Consider the following 18,946-nt stretch of genomic DNA (forward strand, 5'->3'; position numbering starts at 1 on the left):
GTCCGGGGTTGCCGAGAGGCGCAGCGGTGACATTTTGGCAACGTGCGTTGCAGTTCACAGAAAACGGTACGCCGTCCATGGCGCCAGGTCAGGGCAGATGCGGATAAACGCCCGGACCGATGGGCAGGCCCAGCAGATACCACACCAGCAGCAGCGCGATCCACGTCACAAAGAACACCAGCGGATATGGGAAGATCAGCACGTAATAGGTGCCGAGCTGTGCGTCTTTTTGATAGCGCTGCAGGAAACCGAGGAACAGCGGCAGAAACGGCGACATCGGCGCCAGCGGCAGCACGGCGGAATCGGCGATGCGGAAAATCATCTGGGCAAACGCCGGGTGAAAGCCGAGCAGCATGAACATCGGCACAAACACCGGCGCGAGGATCGACCAGATTGCCGAGCCGCTGGCGATAAACATGCACAGAAACGCCGAGAGGAACATCAGGCCGAGAAAGGCCGGCGCACCGCTGATGCCGGCGCTCTCCAGCATATCGGTCAGGCCGATGGCCATAAACTTACCCATGTTGCTCCAGTTGAAGAACGCCACGAACTGCGACAGCGGAAACACCATGACGATAAAGCCGGCCATGCTCTTCATCGGATCCACCAGCAGTCGGGGGATGTCGTCAGCGCGGCGAATCTGCTGTGTCATCGCGCCATAGGCAATCGCCACCACAAAGAAGAACAGGATGATGATCGGCACGATGCCCTGAATAAACGGCGAAGGGATGATGCCGCCGGTTTTCGGGTTGCGCAGCGGCGCATGCTCCGGCACCACCAGCAGCGCCATCACGCCGATGAACACCAGTGCGGCGAGACCGGCCGCCTTCAGGCCGCGATTCTCCTGCGCCGTCAGTGGTGGCAGGCGATCGTGGTGGCCGCTGTTCCAGACCGGCAGGCGCGGCTCGACAAATTTATCGGTCAGCAGCGCGCCGGCCACGGTCAGTACGATGACTGAGCTGGCCATGAAGAACCAGTTATCGATCACGCTGACGTGGACCGTGTCGCTGACCGCTTTGGCGGCCTCTGTACTGATGCCGGAGAGCAGTACGTCGGTGGTGACGATCAGCAGATTCGCGGTAAAACCCGACGCGACGCCGGCAATCGCCGCCAGCAGGCCCGCCACCGGATGACGCCCGACGGCAAGGAAGATCAGCGCGCCGAGCGGCGGCATCACCACCAGTGCGGCGTCGGAAGAGATATGGCTGAAGAACGCGATAAACAGCACCATATAGCTGGCGTAGCGACGGCTGACGCGTGACGCCATCTTCACCATCAGCGACTGCAGCAGGCCGACTTTTTCCGCCAGCCCGGCCCCAATCACCAGCGCCAGAATGGAGCCCAGTGGGGTGAAACCGCTGAAGTTTTTGATGATGTTGGGCAGGATCCACTGAATGCCCGCCACGCTCAGCAGGTTATTGACCCGCACCAGTTCGCCATTGGCCGGATTTTTAACAGCTACATCAAGGCTGCTGAGAAGCGCGGTGGCGATCATCAGCACCACGATCAGGTAGACAAACAGTAAGAACGGGTTGGGCACTTTGTTGCCGACCCGCTCAATCCAGCTGAACAGCTTGCCGGGGCTGCGATTTTCGGTCATCACTTCCATCGGTAGATCCTCATGAGTCGTCTTGTCAGTTATGTTTGCGTACTGCTTATATTTTTTTAATGGTGATGCGTTGGCACCAGGTCGCCATAAATGGCGACCCTACACGGTAAGGAGCGGTGACCACCGGCCACGCCCTCGTAGGGTGCGCATTTATGCGCACCTGGCGTAATGCGTTGCTGAACTCAGGATGCTAATGTCGATGGCTGCACGCCGGCCGGAATCGGGCACACGTACGGCTGCTCACGGCGCACGCGGTCAAACTCTTCACGACAACGCGCCAGCGCGGCATCATCGTGCAACAGCGTCAGCGCGGTGGCGGCCAGCACTTTAGCGGCAAGGCACATCCCTTTGTGGGCAATCGGCGTGCGGCCCTGTGCCACCAGCTGCCAGGTGTGCAGCGGCGTGCCGAAGGCAAAACAGGGGGCAAAACACTGCGCCGTCGGCGTTACCCAGCTCACATCCCCAACGTCGGTTGAGCCGTACAGCAGCTCGCGCGTGACCGCATACGGCGCTACCTCATCCATCAGTACTTTATCCCCCAGCGCCTCAGCCCAGGCGATGCCCGCTTCGCCGCCGGTGCGCGCCGCATTCAGTCGCGCGTTACGCAGATCGTCTTTGCTTAGCGTGGCGCGGATCGCTGCCGCAAATGCCTGTTCCTGCGCGCTGTAGTGCGGCAGACCGAAATGGTGCAAATTACGTTCCATCACCGCTTCCAGCGCGCGGTTGGGCACATAGTTGGAGCAGGCTTTATCAAAACGTACCGTCATCTGCGTATCGGTCATCAGCGCTGCACCTTTGGCGATGTTGATCACACGCTGGTAGATATCCTGGGCCTGGTCGAGCTGCGGCGCGCGAATCAGGTACAGCACTTCGGCATCGGCCTGCACCACGTTGGGCGATACGCCGCCGGTTTGGGTGACCGCATAGTGCAGGCGCGCCTCCTGCACGATGTGCTCGCGCAGGAAATTCGCGCCGGTGTTCATCAGCGTCACCGCGTCCAGCGCGCTGCGCCCGAGATGCGGCGAGTTAGCGGCATGCGCCGCCACACCTTTGAAGTGAAACGCCGCCTGAATATTGGCGAGGGTGCTGAGGTTAAACATGCCGCTGAAGCCTTCCGGGTGCCAGGTCACGGCAGCATCGACATCATCAAACAGCCCCTCGCGCACCATGAAGGTTTTACCCGAGCCACCCTCCTCGCCAGGGCAGCCGTAAAAGCGCAGCGTGCCGCGTCCGCCCTGTTCTGCCCACCAGGCTTTGATGGCGAAAGCGGCGGCCAGGCCGGCGGTACCGAGCAGGTTGTGGCCGCAGCCGTGACCGTTGCCGTTTTCCACCAGCGGCTCAGGCGTGGCGCAGCCCGCCTGCTGGCTCAGGCCGGCCAACGCATCAAACTCGCCGAGGATGGCGATCACCGGCTGGCCGTGGCCGATTGAGGCGATAAACGCGGTGTCGAGACCGCCAACGCCGCGCTCGACCTCAAACCCCTCCTGCGCCAGCGCATCGGCCAGCAGCGCAGACGATTGCGTCTCTTCGAAACGGGTTTCCGGCACGTCCCAGATCGCATCGCTGAGGGCACTGAAGCGCGCCTGATGCTGGTCGATGTAGCGATCGATAAAGTCGTGCGCGCTCATCGGGCACCGCCGAACTGCGCCTGGTTAAGCGCCAGCGTAGCCAGCATCTGCACGGCAGTAGCCATCACCGCTTCATCAAAATCGAACCGCGCATTGTGGTGGCCCGCCGCCAGCTCGCAGCCGAAGATGACGTAAGACGCCTGGCCGCCGCGCTGCTGCACGCGCTCCATCATGTAGGTGGCATCTTCGGAACCGGCCGCCTGCTGTTTGCTGTCTATCACCGAACTGAACAGACCCAGCGCTTCGGCCTGCTGATGGATAAAACTGACCCACGCCGGGCTCGGCGTGCAGCTGCGGGCACCGCCCATCAGCGTAACCTCGTGCTCAACGCCGTACATCGCCGCGGCACCGGCAATCACGCGCAGCGCCTGCTGATAGATATCGTCATTAACCTGATTACTCGCGCCGCGCGTTTCCACCTTCATTAGCGCAACATCCGGCACTACGTTGCGTCCGCTGCCGGCCTGTAAGACACCAACGTTAACGCGCGCCACGCCGCCGCTGTGCTGCGGCAGAGTGTGCAGCGCCAGCGTGGCCTGCGCCGCCGCCAGCAACGCGTTGCGTCCCTCTTCCGGTTTGCCACCGGCATGCGCGCCGACCCCGGTAAAACGCACGTCCAGTTTGGTCGTGGCGAGAAAGCTGTCGCTGCCGCAGACGATCTCGCCGGGCGGCACGCCGGTGCCAAGGTGAATGGCGGTGAACAGATCGACATCATCAAGCACGCCCGCGGCCACCATGGCTTTGGCACCGCGTACGCCTTCTTCCGCCGGCTGAAAAATGAGTTTTATGCGACCGCTAAGCTGGTGCTTCATCGCCATCAGCACGCCCGCCAGCGCCAGACCTATGGTGGTGTGACCATCGTGGCCGCAGGCGTGCATCATGCCGGGATTGCACGAGGCGAAGCCTTCGCGCGTCGGCAGGTGATCGGCGGTGGCGCTCTCCGTCTGGTCGAGCGCGTCCATATCAACACGAAAGCCCATCACCGGACCGGGACGTCCTGTGTCCAGCGTTGCCACCACGCCGCAGAAACCGCCGGAGAAGTGGGGCAGCCACTGTGGCAGTGCGCCCTGCTGCAGCGCACGCGCTTCCTGCTGCGCCAGCACTTCAGCAGACGGCAGACCCATGCGCGCATCGGCATCAATCACCTCACGGCCCAGCTGTAGCTGATAACCAAGACGATGCAGCTCTTCCGCCACCAGCGTGGCGGTGCGGAACTCCAGCCAGCCGGATTCAGCAAACTGGTGCAGGTCGCGGCGCCATGTCTGCATCTGCGGTATCCGCGCGTTGACAAGGTCGGAAAGGGTGTTCATCGGCTGTTCCTTAGTGTTGGTTTTTTATGCATTCAACCGAATCTACACAATGGTATTAGGGCGCATAAGATGCGAATATCTTGTGACCGATAGACAACGGTTATCACCAGATCATGGCGGCCAATCTTAAACTTCATCAGCTGCGCGCCTTTGTTGACGTGGCGCACCAGGGCAGTATTCGCGCCGCCAGCCGGCTGTCGGGCCTGTCACAGCCGGCGTTAACCAAAGCGATTCAGGAACTGGAGCTGGCGCTGGGCGCGCGCCTGTTCGAGCGTCGTCAGCAGGGCGTGATGCTGACCGATGTCGGTGAAACCTTTTTTCGTCATGCCTGTCTGGTGCTGGAGGAACTGCGCGTGGCGCAGGAGGATATCCAGCAGCGGCTCGGTCTGGCCGGTGGCAAAGTGAATATTGGGGTGGGCGGCAGCATTGCGCGTACCGTGATGCCGCAGGTGATAACCCAGTTTCATCGCGAATATCCACTGGTGAAAGTGCGTATAGTCGAGGGCCAGCTGGTGTCGATGGTGCATGAACTGCGGCAGGGTGCGCTGGATTTCACCATCAATACCTACGACCGGCATCACTTCGATCAGGAGCTGATTTTCGAGCGGCTGATGCAGCGCGAGTATCAGGTGGTGATGCGTAAAGGGCATCCGATGGCGCATGCGCGCTCGCTGGCCGAGTTGCAACATTGCGACTGGACCATGCCGACGCCGCAGGGCAGTTATTACCGACTGCTGCATGACCTGTTCGGTGAGCGCGGCATGGCACCCAAAATCGCGGTGACCTGCGAGACCTTTATGGCCTGCACCAGCCTGGTGGCGAAGAGTGATTTTGTCAGCATCATTGCGCGCGACGTGATTGAAGACCCTACGCACGGCGGGCAGCTGATCGCGCTGGATCTCGACGATCCGCTGCCGAAAGCCACCTTCTATCTGATTCAGCGTAAAGACACCGCGCTGACGCCGATGAGCGCTTACATGGCGCAGCTGTTCCGCCGCTACTGCCAGCCGTGACGGGTGAAAAACTGCATCGTCTACACTTTAGGTGTACGACACGCGTTAACGCACTCTCAACGGAGGTTACGATGCAGGTGAGTCCTTATTTATTTCTCTACGGCCGCTGTGAAGAAGCCATTGCCTTCTATCTGGAGGCCACCGGCGGCGAAATTCTGCAAAAAATGACGTTTGGCGATATGCCGGAGCAGGGCGAGCAGGTGGGCGATCGGTCGGCGCCGCCGCTGCCGCCGGAAAAGATTATGCATGCGCATCTGCGCATTGGTCAGGGCGAGCTGATGCTGAGTGATGGCAATACCGCCCAGCCACCGGCGTCCGAACATGCCGGTTATGCGGTGAGCCTGGCCACGCCAGATGAAGCGGAGGGTAAAGCCTGGTTTGATAAGCTCTCTGCGGGCGGCAAAGTGACCACTGAATGGCAAAAAACCTTCTGGTCGAACGGCTTCGGGATGTTTATCGATAAGTTTGGCATCCCATGGCGCATCAACGTGGTGAAGCCACAGGCGTAACCGACTGGCGTGGCCGCGATGGTAAGCGGCCACGCCGGAAGCGGTTTAGAAGTTGTAACCCACCACCAGGTAGTAACCCCAGCCGGTCGATTTCACTTCAAATGGACCGTTGCCAAAGTTCAGCTCCTGGCCATCAGCCCACTGGCCGCCGTTGTGGAAGTAACGCGCCACGGTAGAGACATGCCAGTGATCGTAGTTCAGCGACAGAATGTGGCTGGAGGCAATCGAGTTGCTGGTGCGTGAGCGGTCAGACTTGTCACGCAGATCGGAACCCCAGTCAAAGTTGGTGAAGCCGATATAGCTCAGCTTGCCGCCCCACAGGTCAGTGATCGGCACAAAGTATTTCACCTTGAAGCGATAACCATCCCAGCTGTTTTCGTTAGCCGCGCCGTAGTTTTCCCACTGGTATTTCGCGTACACGTTCAGTGACAGGCCGATATCGCTATGGGTATCGATGTCAGTACCCAGACCCATATACCAGGTGTTCTGACGGCTGTCGCTGTTGCGACCCATGTCGTAGATGTAGTTGTTAGCGAAGTACCACTCTTTGAACGGTCCGAATGCCAGGCTGGTGCCGGTCAGCTTATCGATGGAGAAGCGTGGCTCAATTTCCATGAACATCGGCGAACCATGGTCAAAAATACCGTTGGCATTGCTGTTACCCACGCCAAAGAAGTTGGTCAGGTCAAGGTAGCCGTAGAAATCAAACCAGTCCTTTTTAGTAAAGGCTTCGTATTCGAGATACACATCATTGTTGAACTGAGGTCCGAAGCGGGTGTGATAACTGCCTACCACGTTCACGCTCTGATGCCACCAGTCAGAAAGGTACTGCGGATCGCTTTCCGCCGCCTGTGCGGCGCCGGTCCAGCTACTGGCCAGTAAGGCCCCTGCTATCAACGTTTTAAATTTCATTATTTTTTAACCACTTGCTCGTGATCGCCGCGCAAATGCTGCGATCGGGTGAAATCGATCCCAGGGGATGGGCAGTGTGCTGTTGTCGCCGGTCTGACGCGCCGGATTTTCAGGCCCGCGTAATGTGCCTGTAACAGAGCGATAGAAAATAGATTTTGATCACGTTTGTCAAAAAGTGTTGCATTTCGATTCAGTAAATATGTGAACTAGATCACATAAAGGCCGTGTAACGAACGGAACCCCGCAACCGTTTACGTTGTCGGGATACGCAGAGAACTGGCAGGAGAAGAAAATAGCCGGCGCGGATTATCGCGCCGGAGGAGGAAAGACGTCAGGGAAGGGTTACGCGTACCTGCAGGCCACACACTTCACCCTGCGGGTTCAGGCAATTCGACAGCGCCACCTGCATCTGATGCTTTTGCGCCACGCTGCGCACGATCGATAATCCCAGGCCGCTGCCCTGCGCCTGGACATCCGGCGAGCGGGTAAAGCGATCGAAGGCGCGCTCAATAAACGACTCCGGCATGCCGGGGCCGTTATCGACAATATCCACCACCGTATGATGACCGACGCGATGCAGCAGCACATCCACCATGCTGCCCTCCGGCGTGTGCAGCATGGCGTTGCCGATCAGGTTATCGAACAGGCTGCGCAGATCGGAGCGGCTGGCGTGCAGACGATAGTGCGCGGTGCCGTTGAAGCCGATATCAATGCCGCGCTTGTCCGCTACCACCATCAGCTGCTCAATGCTCTCCTTCAGCAGGTCATCAAGCTCAATGGTCTCGACGCTGGCGACCACGGACTGATCCTCCTGGCGTGAGATATTCAGCAACTGCGTCACCAGATGGCGCGTGCGCGTGACGCCCGCTTCCAGCTGATCAAACTGGCGGCTGGCTTCGCCCGGCAGGATGTGCTGACGCAGGTTCTCCAGCTGTAACGTGACGGCGGTGACCGGCGTGCGCAGTTCATGTGCGGCATCCTCAAGGAACTGGCGCTGTGACGACCAGGCCGCGCGTAGTTTATCCAGTAGCGAGTTATAGGCATCGACCAGCGGCAGCACTTCGTCCGGCAGACCGTCCGGCGACACGCTGTGCGGATGCAGGGTTTCCTGCGCCGCAATCTGGCGCGACGCCACGCGCAGATCGCGCGTAATGGCACGCACCACCAGCCAGATCACCAGCAGCGACAGCGGCATCATCAGGATGAGCGGAATGATGGCGGAGAGTACGCGCTTCACCATCAGGCTCTTCATGTAGCCGACGTTGTGCAGCACCTGAATATTGCCGATCTCGCTGCCCAGCTCGCCGGGTCGGGTGTAAACGCGCCACTGGCAGTCATCGCCGCAGTCGCCAACTTTTAAATCTGACCAGCCTTTTTTGCTCTGCAGGGGCGCATGCAACGCCGGCCAGGAACTGGCGCGCAGGTGATTATTGGTGTCCCAGAGCTGAACGATATAGGTACTTTTCAGCTTCTCCTGCTGCATCACCATCGGCATCAGTGCCGGCATGCGCTGGCTGCTTGACCAGGCATCGGCAATTTTAGCGAGCTGGTCGTCCTTCATGGTGCCCATCATGTCGCCATAGCAGTGGTAGAAATACCAGGTGACGCCGCCGATCATCGCCAGATGCAGCAGCACCAGCGTGACCAGCAGTTTGTTGCGCAGCGACCGCATAAACGTAAAGGATCTCATATTGCTGGCACCCGCCAGCCCAGACCGCGTACGTTGCGAATCACTTCGTTATCGAGTTTGCGCCGCATGCCGTGAATCAGCACGTCCACGGCGTTGCTGGTGACCTCTTCGCCCCAGCCGTAGATGCGGTTTTCTAACTGCTCACGCGACAGGATCGCCCCTGGGCGTTCCAGCAGCGCATAGAGCAGGGCGTATTCACGTGCGGTTAGCTGCTCGCGCTGGCCTTTGTACAGCACTTCACGCGTCATCATATCGAGCTGCACGTCGCCGTTGCCCAGCAGGGAGTCCGCCGCACCGTGGCTGCGTCGGGTGATGGCTCGCATACGCGCCAGAACCTCTTGCAGATCAAAGGGTTTGAGTAAGTAGTCATCGGCGCCGCTGTCCAGACCCTGAATGCGCTGCTGCACGGTATCACGTGCGGTCAGCACCAGCACCGGCGTCATGTCACCGCGCGTGCGCGCACGGCGCAGCACATTGATGCCATCTTCACGCGGTAAACCGAGATCGAGCAGGACGCAGGTGTAACCGCCTTCCTGCCAGGCGTTGCTGGCAAATACGCCGTCACGCACCCAGTCCACCGACCAGCCGGCGGCCTCCAGCGCCTGCTGCAGGTTGGCGCCGATCATTTCATCATCTTCTACCAGCAGCACACGCATGATGCCCTCCTGAATAACTTGTCGCAGTGTAGCGCCCGATAATTAGCGCAGAATTAACCTGGTGCGCTGTTTCGTCGGGAAAGCCGTTTTTTTGCTTGCTAATTCTGCGCTAATTTTCTGCTAATTAAGGGATAAATTTAACGCGCTACAGTGACGTCACTGGACATTTTACCGACGCCGGAGGGAGTCATGAATCAGCGCGAATTTATCCGTAGTTTGCTGGAGTGGATTGAAAAAAATTTAGGGCACGATCTGCATCTGGATGAAGTAGCACGCCGCTCGGGATATTCCCGCTGGCATCTGCAACGTCTGTTCCGTCAGCACACCGGTTTTTCTCTGGCAGAATACATTCGCCAGCGCCGGCTGACTGAGTCAGCGCTCACGCTGATCAACAGTGATGAGGCGATTCTGCAGGTAGCGATGAGCTACGGCTTTGATACCCAACAGGCTTACACCCGCACCTTTAAAAATTATTTTCGCGTCACGCCAGGCCAGCTGCGGCGTCAGCGTCGCGTCGAGCCGGACCGCCTGCTGTTTCCGTTAGCGGTGGCGGTGTGACATCCCTCGCCCGATTTCCCGTGGCCGCTGCGTAACGGGAAATCGGGTGCGCATTCGCGTGTTTGCTTTTAAGCTGCGGTTCTCACTCTTTCGAATCAGCCAGAGAACATGGACAACAGCGATAATCTCACCGCCATGATGCTGTTTGCACGCGTCGTTGAGCGGCAAAGCTTCAGCGAAGCGGCCCGTACGCTGGGGGTATCAAAATCGCACGTCAGCCGCGAAATCGCCCGGCTGGAGGTGCGGCTGGGTATCAAACTGCTGCAGCGCACCACGCGCAAGGTGGCGCTGACCGAGCTGGGCCAGGCTTACTATCCGTTTTGCACCCGCATGCTGGAAGAGATGCATCGCGCCGATGCGTTTGTGCAGCAGGTGCATCAGCAGCCTGCCGGCAACGTGCGGTTGCAGGCGCCGATCACCTTCGGCTGTCAGTGCGTGGTGCCGACGCTGAACACCTTTATCCGCCGTCATATTCACATCAACGTCGATCTCGAACTGACCACCAGCGACGATCCGCAGCCCAGTGCGGACGTGGCGATTGTGATCCGCGCACGTGCGCCGGAGGTGGCGAACTACCGCGAGCTGAGCAGCATTGACTGGGGACTGTATGCGTCGCCAGCGTATCTGGCCGCGCATCCGACCATCGATCATCCTGAACGTCTGATGCGCCATGATCTGCTGCTGTTTCACGGCCCGGCACACACGGCGGCGTTGCCGTTTCGCCGTGATAAGCAGCGCCTGGCGCTGGATGTGCACAGCCGCTTTCGCGCGAATAACAGCATGGCGCTGCTCAATGCGGCCCTGGCCGGAACCGGCGTGGCGTATCTGCCGGCCTATATGACGCAGGAGGCGCTGGCGCGCGGCGAGATTCAGCAGGTGCTGCCGGAATGGCAGATGGATCGCCTGCACAGTTACCTGCTGCTGAAAGAGCAGCCGCAGCCCTCGTCACCGGTCACCTTGCTCTGCGACGCGCTGATCACTACGCTGGGTGCGCCGTGATTGTTGTTTTCTGGCAACAATAACGCGCTGGCTGGCAAATATCCGCTTCTCCCTGTTTTCTGTGTGCTACCGCTGATAGCCTGCTAAAAAAGCCAAAAACAGGGATATCACTATGTCGCATTCTTCTATCGCGTTAGCGCCTGAGCAGCAACACTGGCGGCGAAATTTGTGGGTTTGCGTGCTGGGCTCGTTCAGCACTATCGTCGCCATGACCCTGCTGCTGCCCTTTCTGCCCCTTTATGTGCAGCAGCTGGGCGTGCAGGAACCGGCCGCGATTGCGCGCTGGTCAGGCACCGCCTACGGTGCCACCTTTCTCAGCGCGGCGCTGACGGCACCGCTGTGGGGCAAACTGGCGGATCGCTATGGCCGCAAGCTGATGCTGATCCGCGCCAGCCTCGGAATGGCCGTCGCCATGTCGCTGATTGGTATGGCCACCGCGCCGTGGCAGCTGGTAGCGCTGCGCCTGCTGGCCGGTCTGCTCGGCGGCTATGCGTCGGGCTCCACCATTCTGGTGGCGGCGCAAACGCCGAAAGCGCAGACCGGCTGGGCGCTGGGCGTGCTGTCCTCCGGCATCATGGCCGGTAATGTGGTCGGCCCGCTGCTGGGCGGCGTGCTGCCACCGCTGATCGGTATCCGCCACACTTTCTGGCTCACCGGCGCGGTGATTTTTCTTGCGTTTCTCGCCACCACTTTTCTGCTGAAAGAAGCGCCACGTGCGGCGAAGAAAGCCGCAGCCGGGGAGGGTGATGAGCCGGAGGCGTCGATCAACCGGCCAGTGGTACGGCTGATGTGGCTGTCGGGCATGCTGCTGATTTTTGCCAATATGTCGATTGAGCCGATTATCACGCTGTATATCGCGCAGTTTGTGCACGGCGATCACGCGGTGACGGTGACGGCCGGGCTGGTGATGGCGGCCGCCGCGCTGGGCAGCATTCTCTCCGCGCCGCGCCTTGGCCGGCTGGCCGACCGCATCGGACATGCGCGCGTGCTGATTTATGGCCTGCTGGTCTGCGCGCTGCTGCTGATTCCGCAGGCGTTTATTAGCGCGGCGTGGCAGCTGGTGGTGCTGCGTTTCCTGATGGGGATGGCGCTGGGCGGCCTGATGCCCTGCGTGACGGCGTTGATTCGTCATAATGTGCCGCAGCGGCAGGTTGGGAAAATGCTGGGCTATGCGACCTCAGCCCAGTATGTCGGCCAGGTGAGCGGCCCGCTGTTCGGTGGCTTTATCGGCGGCGCGTTTGGTATGCGCCCGGTGTTTCTCGCCACCTGCGTGATTATGGCGCTGTGCGCGCTATTGAATGCGCGGGTGCTGCGTAAACCCTGACCTCCAGATCGACCGTAATGCCGACCGGCATATAAAAAAAAGCGGGCATTGCCCGCTTTTTTACTTCAGTGCGAAAAATTACTTCGCATCTGGCAGCGCATAGGCAATCACGTAATCGCCCAGCTTGGTACCGAACGAACCGTGGCCACCGGCCGCGATGACAACGTACTGCTTGCCATTCACTTCATAGGTCATTGGCGTCGCCTGGCCACCCGCTGGCAGACGCGCCTGCCACAGCATCTCACCGGTGTTGGTATCGAACGCACGCAGGTAGTTATCTGCGGTCGCGCCGATGAAGAACACGTTACCGGCGGTGGTGATTGGGCCACCCAGCATTGGCATACCCATTTTGAACGGCAGCGGAACCGGTGCGCTATCGCGAACGGTACCGATACGTTTCTTCCAAACGGTTTCGTTGGTCTTCAGGTCGATCGCTGAAACGTAACCCCAGGCCGGCTGTTTACACGGCAGACCAAACGGCGACAGGAACGGGTTCAGCTCGACGCCAAACGGCACACCGTACTGCGGCTGAATGCCGGTTTCAGTACCGGAACCACCTTCTGCGCCCTGCGGTGGTTCAATCGGGTTGCCCGGACCGCGCGGAATCAGCTTAGACACAAACGGCAGCGCCATTGGGTTAGCAATCGCGATCTGACGATGGGGATCAACCGCGATGCCGCCCCACTCGAACATACCGAGGTTGCCCGGGAACACCAGCGTACCCTGCTCAGATGGCGGCGTGAACGGACCTTCGTAGCGCAGACGCTTGAAGATCACGCGGCACACCAGCTGGTCATACATCGTCGCGCCCCACATGTCCTTGTCCGTCAGGTTCTGCTTCGGACGGAAGGTCAGTTCGGAGTACGGCTGGGTCGGTGCCACGTGGTCACCTTTCGCCGCGCCCTGCGGTACCGGCGTCTCCGGTGCAGGCACGACCGGCTTACCGGTACGACGATCCAGCACAAAGATGTTACCGGTTTTCGCCGGGGCATAAATCACCGGTACGGTGTTGCCATCTTTGTCCGTGATATCGGCCAGCGTCGGCTGTGACGGCAGGTCCATATCCCACAGATCGTGGTGCACGGTCTGATACGACCACACCAGCTTACCGGTGGTGGCGTTCAGCGCCAGAACGCTGCTCGCGTAGCGCTCCTGCTCTGGTGTGCGGTTACCGCCCCAGATATCCGGGGTGGAAACGCCCATTGGCAGGTAAACGGTATCCAGTTTTGGATCGTATACCGCCGGCGCCCACGAGTTCGGCGAGTTCATGGTGAAGGTGTGTTCATCGGCCGGAATCGCGTTAGGATCTTTCGCGCCCGGGTCGAACACCCACAGCAGTTTACCGGTGTTGACGTCGAAGCCACGGATGGCACCAGACGGCTCACGGGTAGAGTAGTTATCGGTGACCGCACCAGCAATGACGATGGTGGTGTCAGTGATAACCGGCGGTGACGTAGGCTCATACTGGCCTGGCGTCTGTACCGGCTGCTTGTGCTGCAGATCCAGCTCACCGTTGTTACCAAAGGATGGGCAACGGGCACCGGTATCGGCATCCAGCGCGAACAGACGACCGTCGTTCACTGGCAGGTAGATGCGGCGTGAGCACAGCGCAGGCTGGCTGTTGGCGGCATCGGCAGCGGCAGGCACTTCATGGTATGAAACACCGCGGCAGGTCACGTGCTGGAAGGTAGGATTCGGCTTCAGGCCCGGATCGAATTTCCACTTCTGCTTACCGGTCGTCGCATCCAGCGCAAACAGAATCTGGTGTGGCGAGCAAAGGTACAGCGTGTCGCGGATTTTAATCGGCGTCACTTCATCAGTGATTTCACCCGGATCGTTGGCGGTTTTGAGATCGCCGGTCTGGAACTGCCAGGCAACCTGCAACTCTTTCACGTTGCTGGTGTTGATCTGCTTCAGCGGCGAGAAGCGGGTGCCCTGCTGGTCACGCGCGTAGGCTGGCCAGTCAGCATCGTTGATGTTACTCAGCGGCTGGGCCTGCGGAACGTTAGCGGCTTCCGGCAGATTGCCATTCAGCTCCTGCGGATCGTGGAATACTGCCCACGCCAGCACCAGTACGCTGGCTACCAGCGCAACGGCCATCGCACCCAGCGCACCTTTACCCGCATGATTCAGGCCGCGATACACAAACGGCAGAATCAGCCAGATACCGAAGATCACCAGCACGTCGGTACGTGGGGCCAGCGCCCAGAAGTCGAAGCCGACTTCCCATACGCCCCACACCAGCGTTGCCAGCAGCAACAGGGCATACAGCAGCAGTGCGGAACCGCTACGGCGCCACAGCAGAACAGCGGTGATCAGCATAATCACACCGCCAATAACGTAGTACCAGGAACCTCCAATGGCGGCTAACCAAACGCCGCCAATCAGCATAAATGCGCCCGTCAGCAGTGCAAACAGCACCGTCAGGAAGCGAATTACGCCAAAAGATGAGGAAGCTTTCCCCATAATATTGACCTCTTTCTTTGCCATAAAATCAAAGGAAACAACCGATTAGGCTGTATCCCGACATAGAGTACGAAGTGACTTAAGGTGTTCTGTCAGTGCTTTTCCGTTAAGCAGGATGATCCCTTTGCGTTAAATTTTATCTTAAAAACGTTAACAGGTTTGATTTTTTTAGCGCTTTGCTCTTTTTATCAGGCAGTGACACGACATTTTATGAGGATATTGCGCCATCCTGTCCGGCGTCATCGGGCGATAACGCCGACACGCAGAATTTTGTGTAAACGTTTACCCTGGGAAGAGCGGATGACAGCTCCGCTGCGTTTGCCAGCCGCTTAGCTGTAAATGCAGGTAATCTTCGGCCGGTAATTGGAGCTGAGGCGTACGTAATATTACCTCTGCTTGTGTTTCCCGCAGCGAAGCGAGCAGAAAAGGAAAGCTGAACTTGAGATAATTTTCGCGGAAGAAGTCATCGCTCAGAACAATACCGCTGAAGGGAAAATCGGTAATATTTTTCCACTCGGTTCCCGGCGGCGCGAGATCGTAAAGCCAGAAGGAAAAACGAGACGCCACAGCGCGTAAGGCGGATCCTGCCTGACATAAAGTGGCATAGTTGATCGCCAGCCTTACATTCTCACGTTGCAGGCTGGAATAATTATCCACGTCATGCAAAAAGGACATCACACTATTTCCCGCCAGTGGAATAATTATTAATCCCGCAGCATCCGCTGACTGATAATGTTGGGTAATTATCTCGCCTTCATGAAGTAATGCATCACGTTCCGGCACGCAATGCATTAAGGACGCTGAATAACACGCGCCGATAGGTGTGCCGTCGAAGCGACAGACACGCTCAGTGACATAAGGATGGTATGAATTGTTTTCCATTTATCTCTATGAATAAATTAATGAACGATAGCGTCTTAATTATTATAAGGACGGGAAGACTGCTGTGATTATCACAGGGGGCAATATAGATCGATTCGCCGGCAAAGATCACCTTTTTTAGCTGTTTCTGATAAAGAGATAAAAAGGATTCGCCAGGCATTAATTAACGCTTTACTGAATTATCTGGAATGATTCGGCTATTTTCAAAGTAAAACAATCAGTCTGCTAATATTCAGAACGCCATGTTTAACTGTCAATCCGGATAAACACCTGTTTTTACAGCGCACATCCAGCCATTGCCTGCCCCGGTCAGTTATCGCACTCTATGGCGTGAAAAACATAAGGAAAGCCGATGGTGGCTTTTCACCAGGCCGGTGCCATGACGCCGGCCGGTTCTGCTTCAGGATGGGATAAAACTATGGGTTCACCGGTCACCGCAGCGGAAGATTCGCTGCTGCGACACAGGTCGTTCGTCGCCTTCTGGCTGGCGCGTACCTGTTCATCGTTTGGTTTTCAGATGTTCTCCGTGGCCGTCAGCTGGCAAATCTATGCGCTTACCCACAGTGCTATGGCGCTGGGCATGATCGGTCTGATGCAATTTTTACCTTCGGTATTGCTGGCGCTGCCGGCGGGTCACCTTGCGGATCAGTATGACCGTCGCCGCATCGTGCTGCTGGGGCAGCTGATTGAGTGGCTGGCGCTGCTCGGGCTGGTGGCGCTGACGCTGCTGCACTGGGCGGGCCGGATTGAAATCTGGGGACTGGTATTCCTGATTTCGCTGGCCAAAGCGCTGGAGTGGCCGGCAATCACCTCAATGCTGCCAGCGTTGGTACCGCCGCCCATCCTTGCGCGCGCCATGGCGGCCAGCTCGGTGGGCGGTCAGGCGGCGGTGATTGTCGGTCCGACGCTGGGCGGCTTACTGTACGTGGCCGGGCCGGAGGTGGTGTACGGTGTTTCGGCGCTGTTCTATCTGTTGTCGATTGTGCTGGTCAGCCGTTTGCGCTACGAACGACCGCCGCAGGCACGTATTCCGGCCAGCCTCAGCACCATGTTTGCCGGTGTCCGCTTCATCCGCGAGCGCAAAGATGTGCTTGGGGTGATCTCGCTCGATCTGTTTGCCGTGCTGCTGGGCGGCGCCACGGCGCTGCTGCCGATCTTCGCCCAGGATATTCTGCATACCGGTCCGTGGGGGCTGGGCATGCTGCGCGGTGCCCCGTCGGTCGGGGCGCTGCTGGTCGGGGTGTGGCTCAGCCGTCACAAGCTGGAAAAGCACGTGGGCATGATCATGTTTGGCTCGGTAGCCGGTTTTGGCCTGGCTACGCTGGTATTTGCGCTATCGACGCAGCTGTGGCTCTCGCTGCTGGCGCTGGCGGCACTTGGCGGCTTCGATATGGTGAGCATGGTGATTCGTGGCGCGCTGGTGCAGCTGGACACGCCGGATGAGATGCGCGGGCGCGTCAACGCGGTCAACGCCATCTTCATTAATACCTCTAACCAGCTGGGGGAGTTCGAATCCGGCCTGTTGGCCGCATGGTTCGGTGCGGTGCCGGCAGCGGCGATTGGCGGTATCGGCACTCTGGTGGTCGTGGCGCTGTGGATGGCGCTGTTCCCTCATCTGCGCAAACGGCAGAAACTGGAAAACGACAGTCTCGCCTGACGTTCGCGGCTGCCCGGCGCGGTGGCCGTGGCCAGGTACGCAGTCTGCCTCGCTGTCTCACACAGCCAGGTTTGATTATTATTAATCACATTTGACTGTTTGTGAGCATGATCAAACTAATTAAGCGCCAGTTAATCTATAAATTGCCCTGCCTGTGCGTAAATTTATTCATTTTTGAGTGAAGTAAATCATTTTGCACGGTGCGGGGTAGCCAGCGCAGCGACGCAACAACAATAATCATGGCCGCCTCATTAACGGTGCGTGTGAAGCCCGGCACGCACCACGACCCTACGTTATCAATGAGGCGAACATGAAACAGTTCTCTGCAGAAGGGATGGTGATTATTGTCGGGATTGTCATTGCCTACATCCTGTTCACTACCTGGCTGACCTGGCGGTTGCGCAGTAAAAACAGCGGCGACTTTATGGCGGGTTCAAACGTGATGCCAGCGTTTGTGGTCGGCGTGATGCTGATGTCTGAATACATTGGCGCCAAGTCAACCATCGGTACGGCGCAAGCGGCTTTTGAGGATGGCTTTGCCGCGTCCTGGTCGGTGATCGGTGCCGCTATCGGCTTTCCGCTGTTTGGTTTTTTGCTGGTCAAACGCATCTACAATACCGGCAAAATTACCATTTCCGGCGCGATTGCCGAGCGCTATGGCAACTCCACCAAAAATATTATTTCTATCATCATGATCTACGCGCTGCTGCTGGTGAACGTCGGTAACTATGTCAGCGGTGCGGCGGCGATCTCTACGGTACTGAACCTTGATCTCACCACGGCGGCGGTGATCACCGCGCTGGTCAGCACCTTCTATTTTATGTTCGGCGGCATGAAAGGCATCGCCTGGGTGACGCTGCTGCACAGCGGCCTGAAATATATCGGTATTCTGGTCATTCTCGGCGTGGCGCTGCACATGACCGGCGGCGTCAGCCCGATGATCAAAGAGATGCCGCACTTTTACTGGACCTAGGACGGTAACGTGGGCGCCAGCACCATTTTTGCCTGGATGATTGGCACCATCGGGTCGATCTTCTGCACCCAGTTTGTGATTCAGGCTATCGCCTCGACCAAAAGTGCGGCGTCTGCGAAGCGCGCCACCTGGGTCGCGTTCTTCTTCTGTATGCCGATTGCCATCGCCATTGCGCTGATTGGCGTGGCGGCAAAGTATCTGCATCCGGAGATTAACAGCCTGTACGCGCTGCCGGTGTTCCTGCAGGACATGAGCCCGTGGCTGGCAGGGATTGTCACCACTTCGCTGGTGGCATCGATTTTTGTCAGCGTCAGCACCGTGGCGCTGGCCATCGCCTCGCTGGTGGTGAAGGACTTTTATGTGCCGTACCGTAATCCGACGCCGGAACGCGAATTTCGCATGACGCGCTGGCTGTCACTGCTGATCGGTTTCCTGCCGCTGATCTTCGTGCTGTTTGTACCGGAAGTGCTGAAGCTATCGTTCTTTACCCGCGCCATCCGTCTGTCGATTTCGGTGGTGGCGATCATCGCTTTCTACCTGCCATTTTATAAAAGTACGCGCGGCGCGAACGCCGGCCTGATTGGTGCCTGCGTCATGACCTCGCTGTGGTATCTGCTGGGCGATCCGTTCGGCATCAACAATATGTACGTCGCGCTGGTCACACCGGCGGTGATCATGCTGATTGACCGTCTGATCCCGTCACGCCAGCCGCAGCGCAAAAATGCACCTGATTCATCAATGCAAAACAGTGGAGCCTGAC

At 58.6% G+C, this 18,946-nt stretch carries 14 protein-coding genes and 1 pseudogene; 7 read left to right on the forward strand and 8 right to left on the reverse strand.

Annotated elements, in window-relative coordinates:
- Positions 1 to 88: 88 nt before the first annotated feature.
- The 3 genes from abgT to H7K56_RS17070 all read right to left on the reverse strand — a co-directional run bounded on the left by abgT (position 89) and on the right by H7K56_RS17070 (position 4,547).
- Complete coding sequence (gene abgT / locus H7K56_RS17060; protein WP_150360480.1) at positions 89 to 1,609, reverse strand: p-aminobenzoyl-glutamate transporter; 1,521 nt, start codon at positions 1,607 to 1,609, stop codon at positions 89 to 91.
- Positions 1,610 to 1,791: 182 nt separating this feature from the next.
- Positions 1,792 to 3,237: a M20 family metallopeptidase gene (locus H7K56_RS17065; RefSeq protein WP_150360479.1), complete on the reverse strand. Its 1,446-nt coding sequence runs from the start codon at positions 3,235 to 3,237 to the stop codon at positions 1,792 to 1,794.
- Positions 3,234 to 4,547, reverse strand: a complete 1,314-nt coding sequence (locus tag H7K56_RS17070) for an amidohydrolase (protein ID WP_150360478.1) — start codon at positions 4,545 to 4,547, stop codon at positions 3,234 to 3,236. The genes H7K56_RS17065 and H7K56_RS17070 overlap by 4 nt, the downstream gene beginning before the upstream one ends.
- Positions 4,548 to 4,660: 113 nt before the next feature.
- Between H7K56_RS17070 and H7K56_RS17075 the strand changes: the two genes are divergently transcribed.
- Both H7K56_RS17075 and yjdN read left to right on the forward strand, forming a co-directional pair.
- Positions 4,661 to 5,560 (forward strand): LysR family transcriptional regulator, encoded by a 900-nt coding sequence (locus H7K56_RS17075; RefSeq protein WP_150360477.1) that lies wholly within the window; start codon positions 4,661 to 4,663, stop codon positions 5,558 to 5,560.
- Between the two features lie 71 nt (positions 5,561 to 5,631).
- A complete protein-coding gene (gene yjdN / locus H7K56_RS17080; protein WP_058774910.1) occupies positions 5,632 to 6,069 on the forward strand; it encodes a VOC family metalloprotein YjdN in 438 nt (145 codons plus the stop codon).
- A gap of 45 nt (positions 6,070 to 6,114) precedes the next feature.
- Here the strand turns inward: yjdN and H7K56_RS17085 are convergent, their stop codons facing one another.
- The 3 genes from H7K56_RS17085 to H7K56_RS17095 all read right to left on the reverse strand — a co-directional run bounded on the left by H7K56_RS17085 (position 6,115) and on the right by H7K56_RS17095 (position 9,327).
- Complete coding sequence (locus H7K56_RS17085) at positions 6,115 to 6,981, reverse strand: nucleoside-specific channel-forming protein Tsx (protein ID WP_021507798.1); 867 nt, start codon at positions 6,979 to 6,981, stop codon at positions 6,115 to 6,117.
- 331 nt (positions 6,982 to 7,312) lie between these two features.
- The gene (locus tag H7K56_RS17090; protein WP_150360476.1) at positions 7,313 to 8,671 is read right to left on the reverse strand and encodes a sensor histidine kinase; all 1,359 of its coding nucleotides are present in this window, start codon (positions 8,669 to 8,671) and stop codon (positions 7,313 to 7,315) included.
- Positions 8,668 to 9,327 (reverse strand): response regulator, encoded by a 660-nt coding sequence (locus H7K56_RS17095; protein ID WP_150360475.1) that lies wholly within the window; start codon positions 9,325 to 9,327, stop codon positions 8,668 to 8,670. Before H7K56_RS17095 ends, H7K56_RS17090 begins: the two co-directional genes overlap by 4 nt.
- A 189-nt stretch (positions 9,328 to 9,516) precedes the next feature.
- On the opposite strand from H7K56_RS17095, the gene H7K56_RS17100 reads away from it, so the two are divergent.
- From H7K56_RS17100 to H7K56_RS17110, 3 genes are all read left to right on the forward strand, one after another.
- Positions 9,517 to 9,885 carry a helix-turn-helix domain-containing protein gene (locus H7K56_RS17100; protein WP_021507794.1) on the forward strand — a complete coding sequence of 123 codons (369 nt, stop codon included), beginning with the start codon at positions 9,517 to 9,519 and terminating at the stop codon, positions 9,883 to 9,885.
- A 108-nt stretch (positions 9,886 to 9,993) separates the two neighbouring features.
- A complete protein-coding gene (locus H7K56_RS17105) occupies positions 9,994 to 10,884 on the forward strand; it encodes a LysR family transcriptional regulator (RefSeq protein ID WP_132465794.1) in 891 nt (296 codons plus the stop codon).
- A gap of 112 nt (positions 10,885 to 10,996) precedes the next feature.
- Positions 10,997 to 12,208, forward strand: a complete 1,212-nt coding sequence (locus tag H7K56_RS17110) for an MFS transporter (protein WP_150360474.1) — start codon at positions 10,997 to 10,999, stop codon at positions 12,206 to 12,208.
- Between the two features lie 78 nt (positions 12,209 to 12,286).
- Here the strand turns inward: H7K56_RS17110 and H7K56_RS17115 are convergent, their stop codons facing one another.
- Both H7K56_RS17115 and H7K56_RS17120 read right to left on the reverse strand, forming a co-directional pair.
- Entirely contained in the window at positions 12,287 to 14,674 is a 2,388-nt protein-coding gene (locus H7K56_RS17115) for a glucose/quinate/shikimate family membrane-bound PQQ-dependent dehydrogenase (RefSeq protein WP_058770114.1), read from the reverse strand.
- Positions 14,675 to 14,956: 282 nt separating this feature from the next.
- Positions 14,957 to 15,556 carry a hypothetical protein gene (locus H7K56_RS17120; protein ID WP_150360473.1) on the reverse strand — a complete coding sequence of 200 codons (600 nt, stop codon included), beginning with the start codon at positions 15,554 to 15,556 and terminating at the stop codon, positions 14,957 to 14,959.
- A 418-nt stretch (positions 15,557 to 15,974) separates the two neighbouring features.
- Here H7K56_RS17120 and H7K56_RS17125 point away from each other — a divergent pair, with 418 nt between their 5' ends.
- Together H7K56_RS17125 and H7K56_RS17130 are read left to right on the forward strand one after the other, a co-directional pair.
- Positions 15,975 to 17,213 (forward strand): MFS transporter, encoded by a 1,239-nt coding sequence (locus H7K56_RS17125; RefSeq protein ID WP_127834732.1) that lies wholly within the window; start codon positions 15,975 to 15,977, stop codon positions 17,211 to 17,213.
- Between the two features lie 310 nt (positions 17,214 to 17,523).
- Positions 17,524 to 18,945: pseudogene (locus H7K56_RS17130) on the forward strand (sodium:solute symporter family protein).
- Position 18,946 lies beyond the last annotated feature (1 nt).

The organism is Pantoea dispersa, assembly GCF_014155765.1.
GTDB lineage: Bacteria > Pseudomonadota > Gammaproteobacteria > Enterobacterales > Enterobacteriaceae > Pantoea > Pantoea dispersa.